The organism is Janthinobacterium kumbetense, assembly GCF_023703445.1.
GTDB lineage: Bacteria > Pseudomonadota > Gammaproteobacteria > Burkholderiales > Burkholderiaceae_D > Janthinobacterium > Janthinobacterium kumbetense.
This window is the reverse complement of sequence record NZ_JAMQGR010000003.1, coordinates 170,822-182,794: the sequence shown is the minus strand read 5'-3', so window position 1 is coordinate 182,794 and position 11,973 is coordinate 170,822. Positions and strand designations below refer to the sequence as shown.

General features: G+C 61.8%; 9 protein-coding genes. All 9 read right to left on the bottom strand.

What is annotated here, in order from left to right:
• Positions 1-14: 14 nt before the first annotated feature.
• The 9 genes from nusA to NCG91_RS11660 all read right to left on the bottom strand — a co-directional run bounded on the left by nusA (position 15) and on the right by NCG91_RS11660 (position 11,971).
• Positions 15-1,580 carry a transcription termination factor NusA gene (gene nusA / locus NCG91_RS11700; RefSeq protein WP_077400312.1) on the bottom strand — a complete coding sequence of 522 codons (1,566 nt, stop codon included), beginning with the start codon at positions 1,578-1,580 and terminating at the stop codon, positions 15-17.
• A complete protein-coding gene (rimP, locus tag NCG91_RS11695) occupies positions 1,577-2,065 on the bottom strand; it encodes a ribosome maturation factor RimP (RefSeq protein ID WP_035828693.1) in 489 nt (162 codons plus the stop codon). The genes nusA and rimP overlap by 4 nt, the downstream gene beginning before the upstream one ends.
• A gap of 344 nt (positions 2,066-2,409) precedes the next feature.
• The gene (gene rluB / locus NCG91_RS11690; RefSeq protein WP_251349818.1) at positions 2,410-4,503 is read right to left on the bottom strand and encodes a 23S rRNA pseudouridine(2605) synthase RluB; all 2,094 of its coding nucleotides are present in this window, start codon (positions 4,501-4,503) and stop codon (positions 2,410-2,412) included.
• Positions 4,496-5,290 carry an SMC-Scp complex subunit ScpB gene (gene scpB / locus NCG91_RS11685; protein WP_077400306.1) on the bottom strand — a complete coding sequence of 265 codons (795 nt, stop codon included), beginning with the start codon at positions 5,288-5,290 and terminating at the stop codon, positions 4,496-4,498. The genes rluB and scpB overlap by 8 nt, the downstream gene beginning before the upstream one ends.
• A gap of 400 nt (positions 5,291-5,690) precedes the next feature.
• A complete protein-coding gene (locus tag NCG91_RS11680) occupies positions 5,691-6,710 on the bottom strand; it encodes a glucokinase (protein ID WP_035825187.1) in 1,020 nt (339 codons plus the stop codon).
• 389 nt (positions 6,711-7,099) lie between these two features.
• Entirely contained in the window at positions 7,100-8,062 is a 963-nt protein-coding gene (locus NCG91_RS11675; RefSeq protein WP_251349817.1) for a VTT domain-containing protein, read from the bottom strand.
• A 150-nt stretch (positions 8,063-8,212) separates the two neighbouring features.
• Complete coding sequence (locus tag NCG91_RS11670) at positions 8,213-9,904, bottom strand: ABC transporter ATP-binding protein (protein WP_251349816.1); 1,692 nt, start codon at positions 9,902-9,904, stop codon at positions 8,213-8,215.
• 9 nt (positions 9,905-9,913) lie between these two features.
• Positions 9,914-11,023 (bottom strand): ABC transporter permease, encoded by a 1,110-nt coding sequence (locus tag NCG91_RS11665; protein WP_251349815.1) that lies wholly within the window; start codon positions 11,021-11,023, stop codon positions 9,914-9,916.
• A 9-nt stretch (positions 11,024-11,032) separates the two neighbouring features.
• A complete protein-coding gene (locus NCG91_RS11660) occupies positions 11,033-11,971 on the bottom strand; it encodes an ABC transporter permease (RefSeq protein WP_034782513.1) in 939 nt (312 codons plus the stop codon).
• Between the last annotated feature and the right edge of the window lie 2 nt (positions 11,972-11,973).

Genomic DNA, 11,973 nt, shown 5'->3' with positions numbered 1-11,973 from the left:
TAAAGATACTCAAATTAAGCCTTTGCGGATTCGGCCAGACTCCATGCCTTGGCTTGCAACGCCTTGGCACGATCGTCGTATTTCGAGTCAACCAACTTCATCTCATCGTCGGTCACATCTTTAAATTCACTTGTAATCAGTTCACGCGCACGGTCCGCAGACAAGGCCAGGATTGCGCCAAATTCGTCGTATGCCAGTGCTGCAAATGCTTCAACGGTCTTGATACCAGCCAGACCCAGCTTGCCGGCGGTAATGCGGTCCATGCCTTCCAGACCGACCAACGCCTCGTCCATGCCTTCCAGACCCTCTTCCGAAGCAATCGCTTCGGTCACGAGCGCATCACGCGCACGGGTACGGAGTTCATTGACGGTATCTTCGTCAAACGATTCGATTTCCAGCATTTCGGAAATTGGCACGTAAGCGATTTCTTCCAGACTGGCGAAACCTTCTTCCACCAGAATATCGGCCACTTCCTGGTCGACATCGAGCTTTTCCATGAACAGGATGCGCACGGCAGCCGTTTCCTGGGCAGCTTTGTCAGCCGATTCTTCGGCCGTCATGATGTTGATCTTCCAGCCGGTCAGGTCCGAGGCCAGGCGCACGTTCTGGCCGGAACGGCCGATCGCGATTGCCAGGTTTTCTTCATCCACGACGACATCCATCGCGTGTTTTTCTTCATCGACCATGATCGACGACACGTTCGCCGGCGCCAGGGCGCCGATGACGAACTGCGCCGGATCTTCCGACCACAGCACGATATCGACACGTTCGCCGCCGAGTTCGCCGGTCACGGCCTGCACGCGCGAACCGCGCATGCCGACGCAAGTACCGATCGGGTCGATGCGCTTGTCGGCCGTGTAGACGGCGATCTTGGCGCGGACGCCGGCATCGCGGGCTGCGGATTTGATTTCCAGCATGCCTTGCTCGATTTCCGGCACTTCCAGTTCAAACAGCTTCATGATGAAGTCTGGCGCGGTACGCGACAAAATCACTTGCGGGCCGCGCATATTGCGGTCGATGCGCAAGATGAAAGCACGCACGCGGTCGCCGATACGCAGATTCTCTTTCGGGATCATCTGGTCGCGTGGCAGACGCGCTTCGATCTTGCCCGATTCGACGATGGCGTCGCCGCGTTCCATGCGCTTGATGGTGCCGGTGACGAGCGAGTCGCCGCGCTCCAGGAAGTCGACCAGGATCTGTTCGCGCTCGGCGTCACGCACGCGCTGCAGGACAACCTGTTTGGTATCCTGGGCGAAACGGCGGCCGAATTCGACGGATTCGATCGGTTCTTCGATGTGGTCATCGACTTCGATATCCGGAATCTGTTCTTTTGCCTCGAAATGCAGGATCTCCTGATCCGGCAATTGCAGGCCCGCTTCATCGGGCACCACGTGCCAGCGGCGGAACGATTCGAATTCGCCCGTTTCGCGGTCGATCGAAACGCGGATGTCTACCTCACCCTCATACCGTTTCTTCGTGGCTTGCGCCAACGCGAATTCGAGGGCGCCGAAGACGACATCTTTATCGACGTTTTTTTCGCGCGCCAGCGCGTCAACCAATAATAAAACTTCGCGGCTCATGCTTTGCGTCCCTTAAAAACCACCTGCGGCACCAAGCGTGCCTTATCCACATCCGCGAGCGTAAACTCCAACATCGCCGGACCATCCTTACCTTCAAATTCCAACGACAATTTATCGCCCACGGGTTCTTGCAAGATCCCCTGGAACGATTTCCGGTTGTTCGTACCCGGCATCGCCACCATCAGCTTGACGATGATTTCCTGACCTGCGAAACGGACAAAGTCTTCCAGCTTGCGCACCGGACGATCCAGACCCGGGGAAGAAATCTCGAGGCGCTCGTAAGGAACGTTCTCTACCGTCAACACATGCGATAACTGGTGACTCACCGTGGCACAGTCTTCGACCGTGATCGGACCTTTTTCAGCGGCATCGGCGGCGCTGAAATCAATAAAGACGCGCAGCAGTCCGCGCTCGGCACGTTCGACATCAACGAGCTCATAGCCCAGACCTGTAACTGTCTTTTCAATTAATCCCAACTGCTGCAAGAAATTCTCCAGAAATAAGGCCCGTTTTCGGCATGACAGCGCCACATCGGGCGCCTACAACATGCAAAAACACGCATTCAAGTCATATATGGCCCCTTGCGGAGCCATTACAAACGGTTCAACAAAAAAAAAATGGGCATCTGCCCATCTTCTTGTATTTCCCCAACCAGATGAAAGCACTCCCCACCAAACAACCCTGCGGAGAACTTTTATTAGGCTGCAGATTATAACCTCTTATTAACTTCGCCGCAATGCCGCACACGCGGAGCGGCCCGGCTTACAACAGTTACAAGAGCGCGCACCCGCGGCAGATCGGCGGGCGCGCAAGAAGAAACTCTTCCCGATTAACCTTTGCTGCGGCGGCGCGGCATGCCATCCATGCCGCCACGATCCATGCCGCCACGCGGCTGGCCACCGGAACGTTGCCCACCGGCACCACCACCCGTATTGCGGCGCGGACCCGTGTTGGCGAAGCCGAAGGCCGTTTGCAGCGGATCGGGCTGGCGCGGACCGCGCTGCGGCGCGCGGCCTTCGCCACCCGGACGACCTTGACCCTGGCCTGCCGCACGCGGCGGACGGCCCTGGCCTTGCGGCGCGCCTTCGAACGATGCCGACGAGCGGGGCTGACCACCCTGGAACGGACCTTGCGGCTGACCACGGCCAGGACCACGCGCGTCGCCTGGACGGCCGGCGCCGCCTGGGCGACCCTGGCCTTGCGGACGGGCAAACTGGCCTTGCGGCTGGCCACGGCGCGGCGCGACCGGGAAAGGATCGGCGTTGCGGTTGCTCACATCGATGCGGTTGCCATTCGGCTCGTCATCGCGGCTGGCCTTGCGCGCTTCGCGGCCCTTGGCGGCGCCAGCGGCACGGGGGTCGCCCGATGCCGGCATTTTCTTTTCGATGCCGTAGGCCGTCAACAGGTCGCGCACGGTGTTTTCATCCATCTCTTCCCAGCGGCCGCGTTTCAGGCCGCTCGGCAAGGTCATGGCGCCGTAGCGGGTACGGATCAGGCGCGAAACGGTCAGGCCGATGGCTTCGAACATGCGGCGCACTTCGCGGTTACGGCCTTCGCCGATCACCACGCGGTACCACTTGTTGATGCCTTCGCCGCCGCCATCGGCGATCTTCGAGAACTGCGCCAGGCCGTCTTCCAGCTCGACGCCGGCCAGCAGTTTCTGGCGCATGCCCTCTTCCAGCTCGCCCAGGGTACGCACGGCGTACTCGCGGTCGATGCCGTAGCGCGGGTGCATCAGGCGGTTGGCCAGGTCACCGGAGGTGGTAAACAGCAGCAAGCCTTCCGTATTGAAGTCGAGGCGGCCAACGGCCAGCCACTTGCCGGCTTTCATGGTCGGCAAGCGGTCGAATACGGATGGACGGCCGTCCGGGTCATTATGGCTGACGATTTCGCCGGCCGGCTTGTGGTAGACCAATACGCGTGGCGGCTTCTTGCTGACGCGACGCTGGATCAACTTGCCATTGATGCGCACGTGATCGCTCGGCAAGATGCGCTGGCCGATGTGGGCTGGTTCGCCATTGACGGATACGCGGCCCGAAATGATCAGGTCTTCCATGTCGCGGCGCGAACCGAGACCGGCTTCGGCCAGCACCTTGTGCAGCTTCGGCGCATCGTCGTCGGACGTCAGGTCGCGGCGCACGACGGCTTTCTGTACGCGGCCCGTGCCGCCTTCTTCGCTGTCGAACGCGTCGGAAGTGACGAACGAGAAGACAGCATCAGCGTCGCTGAGCTTGCCCGGCGCAGCCTGGCGGCCCTTGCCCTTCTTGCGGCTCTTGCCGGCATTCTTGCCGGCGCCCGGCACGTCGTTGCGCGGACCGCGCGGCAGGCGCGGGCCGGACACGAGGTTGCCTTCGGCATCGAACACATCGGCGACAGGCGCGGCAGCTTGCTCGGCGGCAGGGGCGGCTTCCGCTGCCTGCGGCGCTTCGGCGCGCGGCGGCTGGCGCAGCGCGCGCTCCGCCTGCACGCCACGCATCTGGCGCGGACCGCGCGTCGGGCGCGCTTCGGCCGGCTTGTCGGCGACGACTTCCGGCGCCGTTTCAGCGACGGCGGCAGCGGCCTTGGCGGCGGCGCGGGCGCGCGGCGGACGCGGTGCCGGAGCGGCAACCGCCTCGGCAGCCGCTTCGGCGGCGTCGGCCACGGCCTTCAGGGCTGGCTTGGCGCGGGTTTTCTTGGCGGCTGGCGCCGCTTCAGTTTCAGCAGCGGCGGCGACGACGGGCGCATCGGCAGCCACGTCGGCTTTCGTGCGGCGCTTCGGCTTGGCAGCGGCGGTGTCGCCTGCAGCGGCGGCAGCGGCGGTGTCGCCTGCAGCGGCGGCAGCGGCCGTATCGGCTTCGATCTGGGCCTTGGTGCGGCGCTTGGGCTTGGCAACGATGGCTTCGTCGCTGGCGGTTACTGTCTCGGGTGTGTTCGGATTATTCATTCTTCGTTTCTTGGCTGTGCTGACCTGGCGCAGCGTCAACCGTTAGTTCTGGCGCAGGGTCGTGAGTGTAGGCTTCGTCCGTGGGCGAAGCATCGGGGCCGGCATCAAGGCTTGCTGTCACATCTACATCTGTCACAGCCGTATTGCTACCTGCACCAAGCTGGGGGACAAGCTCATTGCTTGCCTTGTCAAAATTCTCTTGCAGGGCCGCTTCCAGGGCTTCCAGCCCATTGCCCTGCATTTCGCTGATTTGCTGCAACGGCGGCAGCTGGGACAGCGAATGCAAACCCAGGTCATCCAAAAACTGCTTGGTGGTGGCCAGCAAGGCCGGCCGTCCCACCACATCGCGGTAACCGATGGCATCGACCCAGCCACGGTCTTCCAGCATCTTGATCGTCTGCGAATTAACGGCAACGCCGCGAATCTCCTCGATATCGCCGCGCGTCACCGGCTGGCGGTAGGCGATGATGGCCAGGGTTTCCAGGGTCGCCCGCGAATACTTGGGCGGCCGCTCGGGCGTCAAACGGTCCAGATACATCTTCATTTCCGGACGGCTTTGAAAGCGCCAGCCCGAAGCGAGACTGACGATCTCGATGCCGCGCCCTTCCCACTCATCGCGCAACTCTTCCAGCAATTGCTTGATCGTGTCGGCGCCGACGCCGACGCCACGCACGCGACCATTCTCGTCCGCATCGACGAACAGCTTCTTCAAGCTGTGGATCGTCAGCGATTCACGAGCGCACAGCAACGCGGTTTCGAGGACTTTTTTAGCCTCAATTGTATTCATAGCAATTCTGTGCGGATGTGTGTTGCAATTCGTATGCAGAGAAAGAAATCAAAAACGTTCATTTCAACGTAACAGAGGGCAGACATCGATGATGACGCCGTGCTGGGTTACTAGTTGAGGCTGTTTTTCCGACGCCTTGGCCGATGCGCGCAAAGCGGGACTAAAGCGGATGCAGTGAAAGTCCTGCCATCCATGGTGCTGGCCTTAAATAACCAGCAATGAAACGAACTCCGGAGCAGCTGCTTTTCCCGTGGCGGCGAACCAGCCAGACGGGAGAGCGACAGTCGTCGTTTCATCCAACGATGCCAATTGTACCTGATAAAAAGCGGAAAAGCGCAAAACCGGGTAAAACACGCGTTTTACCCGGCCCTGGCGCGACACATCGCCCGCACCCTGCATATCACAGGGAGGCGAGTTTCTCCGAGAGAATAGCCGATGCACCCAGGAAAGCTGGGTACTGCGCCGTGATGACGAAGGTCGGCACTTGCGAGACATAATTGGCGAAACGGCCCTTGCGCTCGAAGCGGGCGCGGAAGCCGGAGCGGTCGAAACGCGCCCCCAGGCGCGGCACGATGCCGCCGCCGATATAGATGCCGCCCAGCGCGCCCAGGGTGACGGCGACGTTGCCCGCCACCGTGCCCAGCATGCAGCAGAATGCTTCGATGACGTCGTCGCACAGCTGGGACTCGCCAGCCAGCGCGCGGCGCGTGATTTCCGCCGCCGGCAAGTCTTCCGCCGGCACGCCCGCGCGGTCGGCCAGGGCGCGGTAGATCAATTCCAGGCCATCGCCGGAAATCAGGCGCTCGGCCGAGACATGCTCGTATTCGCGCCAGGCAAACTGCAGAATGCTCACTTCCACTTCGTTGAACGGCGCGAAGCTGACGTGGCCGCCTTCGCTTTGCAGGGCGATCCAGCCGCCATGCGAAGGAATCAGGCCCGATACGCCCAGGCCCGTGCCGGCGCCGATCAGGCCGATGGCCGTGTTCGGACGGGCCGTGCCCGCGCCCACCTGGTGCTTTTGCTCGTTGGACAGCTGCGGCAAGGCGCGCGCCAGGGCCGTGAAATCGTTGACCACGTCCAGGGTCGTGAAACCGCACTCTTCGCGCATGGCGCGGATCGAGAACGACCAGTGGTGGTTCGTCATGCTGAGGAAATCGCCGTCGACGGGATTGGCGATGGCAATCACGGCATGGCGCACGGCTTGCCCGCCGGCCGCGGCGATATGCGGCAGGGCCAGGTAGGCTTGCAGGGCGGCGGACAGGCTCGGGTAATCGGCACAGGGCAACACTTCCACCAGGGTGATGTGGCCGGCGGCCACTTCCAGGGCGAAACGGGCATTGGTGCCGCCCACGTCGGCCAGCAGGCGCGGTCCATCGGCGAAGGCGGAAGTCGGCAGTACGGGAGAAGACGAAGCGCTCATGATTTTAAATGATGAAGTGGGACGCATGGGACGCCAAGCTTAAAGGATGAATGCGCCCGGAGGCAAGCAAAGTTTGTAGTTTAAGTACATCAAAACAAGCCTTTATTGGTAGTTCCACTCCAAATGCAACAGGCAGCGTCAAAATTGCTTAGAAACAATGATTTATAGTAAGTACTTGCACTCGTCAGGCACGCGAAAAGCATGCTGCACAGCAGCAGGAATCACCTTGAAAACAGAGTATGCCGGAGTTTGCGCAAAGCCGCTTGGTACGCGGCGGCGCTGGTGCGGCGCTGCCGTCCTGGGCGCGCCGCAAAGGTGTTTTCGTATTATTACTACCGGTTTTTACTGCGGGTTTTATTGCCGGCCTGGCGTGCCGGCGGCAACCCGGATCAGGAGGGCAAGCCTTCGCCCAGCAGGCTGGCGGGCGCCGGCTGGTCCGAGCGGTAGGCGGCGTTCCACGCATCGAGGCCGCCATGCAGGGGCTTGGCCCGGTGGAAGCCGTGCTGGTGCAGCAGCTTGGCCACTTGCGCGGCCGTCACGTCGTTGGGGCAGCTGCAATACACAATGATGTGGCGGTCCTTGTCCATGGCGATCATGGCGGGCACCGGTTCCTTGCCGTTGAAGAACAAGGCGCCCGGCACGGCCGGCTCCAGTGCCTGCGCCGTGGCGCTGCGCGCGTCGACCATCAGCGGCTCTTCGCCCTGCTCTATGAGTTCGAGCAATTCATCGATGCCGATGCGCTCGATCTGCAAGGCCTGGCGGAAACGCCGGCGTTCGAGGAATTTGTACAGCAGGAACAAGCCCAGCAAGGTGGCCAGCATCAGCAAGGCCGTGCTGCCCATGGTGCTGAGCAAGTCGAGCACCTGCTGCACGCTGGCATGGAAAATCACGCCGACGACGATGCCCGTGCCGGTCCACAGCAAGGCGCCCAGGCCCGCGTACAGGAAGAACAGGCCCGGCGGCGTGCCCAGCGCGCCCGACATGGGCGCGGCCACGGTATTGAATCCCGGCACGAACTTGGAGACGATCAGGGCTTTCGGGCCCCAGCGCTTGAATTTGTCTTCCGTCTGGCTGACGCAGTAATCGGGCGACAGCGAGATGCGGCACAGCAGCCGCAGGATGCGCTTGCCGAAATGGCGGCCCGCGCGGAACCACGTGAAGTCGCTGATCAGGCAGGCGCTGAGCGCGGCGGCCAGCACCAGTCCCCCATTCATGTCGCCATCGACGGCCAGCGCCCCCGCCACCACGAGGATGGGAAAGGCGGGAATCGGCAGGCCGAGCTGCTCCACCAGCACGATGCCAAAGACAATCAGGACACCGTAATGTTCGAGCAGGTAAATGAGGTTGGGCATGGCCGCTATCTTACCGTAAAAAGCCCGACCTAAACGTCGGACATAACCGTAGCGAGCGGCAGTGATTTGTGGCTAAGAAGCGCAACCGTGCTTGAGCACGGCGAGCATCGCAGGCCGCAAAGCGCGACGCGCAGCAGGTTTTGACAGACGTTATATTTGCACGCCCTTCGGTATGGCGCTTAATAACGTGCGCGTGTACGGATGCACGGGATTGCGGTACAGCTCATCCGAATCGGCCAGTTCCACCACCTGCCCCTTGTGCATCACCATCACCTGGTCGGCGATGTATTTGACGACGGACAAATCGTGCGAGATGAAGATGTACGACAATCCGAATTCATCCTGCAAATCCTGCAGCAAGTTCAATACCTGCGCCTGCACCGACACGTCCAGCGCCGACACGGATTCGTCGCAGACGAGAATTTCCGGCTGCATCGTCAGGCAGCGGGCAATGGCAATGCGCTGGCGTTGCCCACCGGAAAACTCGTGCGGATAGCGGTGGAAAGCCTGTTCCGGCAAGCCCACTTTATCGAGCAGCCAGTAGGCCTTGGCGATGCGTTCCTGGTCCGTCGCGCCGATCTTGTGGATGCGCATGGGTTCCAGCAGGATCTGTCCCACCGTGAAGCGCGGGTTCAGCGAGGCATATGGATTCTGGAAGATGATCTGGATGCGGCGTTTATACGGCAAATACTCCTTGTTCGGCATGGCGATCAGATCCTTGCCGTGGAACATGGCCGTGCCGCCCGTCGCCTGGTGCAGGCGCAGCAGGGTCAAGCCCACCGTCGTCTTGCCGGAACCGGACTCGCCCACCACGCCCAGCGTTTTTCCGCGGGGCAAAGTGAACGACACATCCTTGACGGCCTGGAATTCGCGCTTGCCGAACAGGCCTGTACGCGTATAAAAGCTTTTGCTCAAGTTATTGACCACCAGCACGGGCTCGTCGCCCGGCGTGTAGCCGCGCGTGCGCTGCTTCACCTCGATGCCGGGACCCGCCTTGCCATCCATATAATCGGCGATGACGGGCAAACGCCATGGACGCTCGTCCAGGGACGGACGGCAATGCAGCAGCGCCTTGGTATAACTGTCTTGCGGCGCTTCAAACACTTGCTGCACGTCCCCCGTCTCGCGCACTTCGCCGTGGCGCATGACGATCACCTGGTCGGCGATTTCTCCCACCAGGCCCAGGTCGTGGGTAATGAAGAGCACGGACATCTGGTGTTTCTTTTGCAGCGCCGCGATCAAGTCCATGATCTGCTTCTGGATCGTCACGTCCAGCGCCGTCGTCGGCTCGTCCGCGATCAGGAGCTTCGGTTCGCAGGCGATCGCCATGGCGATCATCACGCGCTGCTGCTGGCCGCCCGACATCTGGCTCGGGTAGGCGTCGATCTTGGTGGCAGGATCGGGTATGCCCACTTCCTCGAGCAATTCCAGGGTGCGCGCGCGCGCCTGCTTGCGGTTCATGCCCATGTGCTGGCGCAACACTTCGGCGATCTGGAAACCCACCGTGAACACGGGGTTCAGGGACGACATCGGCTCCTGGAAGATCATCGAGATATCCTTGCCGCACATGGTGCGCCGCTCGGCGATCGACAGTTGCAGCAAGTCGCGCCCGCCGAAGTGGATGCTGGAAGCGGGATCGATGATGGTGCTATCCGGCGGCAACAAGCCCATCACGGCCAGGGAGCTGACGGACTTGCCGCTGCCCGATTCGCCCACCAGCGCGACGGTGCTGTTGCGCGGCACGTTGAACGAGATGCCCTTGACGGCTTCGAACGTGGTCTTCTTGTCCAGGCGGAAAGTGACGCGCAGGTCGCGCACTTCCAACAGGTTATTCTGGTCCATGAGCAACTCCTATTTCACTTTGGGGTCGAGCGCATCGCGCAAGGCATCGGTAAACAGCGAGAACGCCGTCACCAGCACGGCCATCGCCGTGGCGGCGGCTGTCAACTGCCACCATTTGCCCAGGATCAGTTCATTTTGTGCCTCGTTGAGCATGCTGCCCCACGAGACGGTACCCACCGGCACGCCAAAGCCGAGGAAACTCAGGATCACTTCCGCCTTGATGAAGCCCACGACCAGAATCGACATTTGTACCAAGGCAACGTGACTGACGTTCGGGAAGATGTGGGAAAACATCTTGCGCCAGTGCGAGGCGCCGATGGCGTCGGCCGCCATCACGTACTCGCGCGCCTTGTGCTTGATGTATTCGGCGCGGATCAAGCGGTACGGCCCCGTCCAGCCCGTCAACCCCAGGATCAGCACGATGGTCAGCACGCCCTTCTGTTGCAGCACCGCCGCCACCGTCAAGATCATCAGGATCGAAGGAATCGACGTGAAGATGCTGTAGAACCAGTTGAAGAAGTCATCGACGATGCCGCCGAAGTAACCGGACACGGCGCCAAAGATGGTGCCCAGCACGACGGCCAGCAAGGCGGCCACCAGGCCCACGACGATCGACGTCTCGCCGCCCTTGACGGTTTTCTGCAGGATGTCGTGGCCCCACTTGTCGGCGCCGAACGGCAAGGTTGCCGCCTTGTGCGTGACGAGTTTCTTGGCCTTGCCCATGCCGGCGCGCAAGGCCGTCAAGTCGTCGGCCAGCGGGTCCGTGACGCCGTACATTTCCACGCCAGCCGATGGATTGCTGCCCATCTGGGCGCGCAGTTCGGCGATATCGTCGGCCAGCGGGTCGAGCACGTTGACGGGTGTCGGCGCGCTGCGCTCGTCCGTCACGGGCATGGCGCCATCGGCGGTGACGTCCTTGTCGGCGCCGACAAAGGTGGGCGGCGCATAGCTGACGGCCACTTCGTCTTCCCAGTTCGAAGCAACCAGGCCGCTGGCGGAAGCCAGCACCAGCAGGAAAAAGGCGCCGACCACGGCCAGCGATACCATTGCAATCTTGTCGCCGCGCAAACGGCGCCACGCCAGGGCCCACAGGCCGGGCGATGTATGAGGTTTCGACATCGTCTCTTTCTACTTCAGTTGTACGCGAGGATCGACCGCCTGGTACAGCAGGTCGGTGAGCAGGTTGAAGAGCATGGTGGCGGCGGCGACATACACGGTGATCGCCTTGATCACCGGAAAGTCGCTGCGCTCGACGGCCAGAATCACTTCACGCCCGATGCCGGGGATGCCGAAGAAGCGCTCGAGCAGGAAAGCGCCGATCAGCAGGGCCGGCAAGTTCGACATCACATAGGTAATGATGGGGATGCCGGCATTGCGCAGCACGTGCACCCACATGATGCGGCCTTCCTTCAAGCCCTTGGCGCGCGCCGTGCGCACGTAATCCTGGTTGGCCTCGTCCAGCACGAAGGTGCGGAACAGGCGCAGGGTCGGCGCAATCGACACGGCCAGGCCGATCAGGATAGGCAAGGTGGAATAGCGCAGCAGGTTTTCCCAGAAGCTGTCGCCCCAGCCCTGCACGGGGAACAGGCCCAGTTTATAGGCGAAGCCGTACTGGAAGACGATGATGTAGACGAGGATGGAAATCGACATGCCTACCGTGCAGGCGATCATGACGGCGCGGTCCGTCAGCGAGCCGCGCACGAAAGCGATGGCCAGCGCCAGCGCCACGCCAAAGAACGTTTCCAGCACGGTCAGCGGGATCAGCACCATCATCGACGGCCCCAGGCGCGACGTGATGATGTGCGACACGGATTCCCCCGTCGCCCAGCTCTGGCCGAAGTCAAACGTGACGATCTGCTTGATGAAGATCCACAGTTGCACGTAGTACGGCTGGTCGACGCCCAGCTGGCGGCGGATGTTGGCGATGCTTTCCGCACTCGACATCTTGCCGGCCAGGATGTAGGCGGGGTCGCCGCCCACCCAGTTGAACAGGATAAACACCAGCAGGACGACGCCCAGCATGGTGGGCAGCATCTGCCACAAGCGGCGCAGGATATAAGCAAACATAA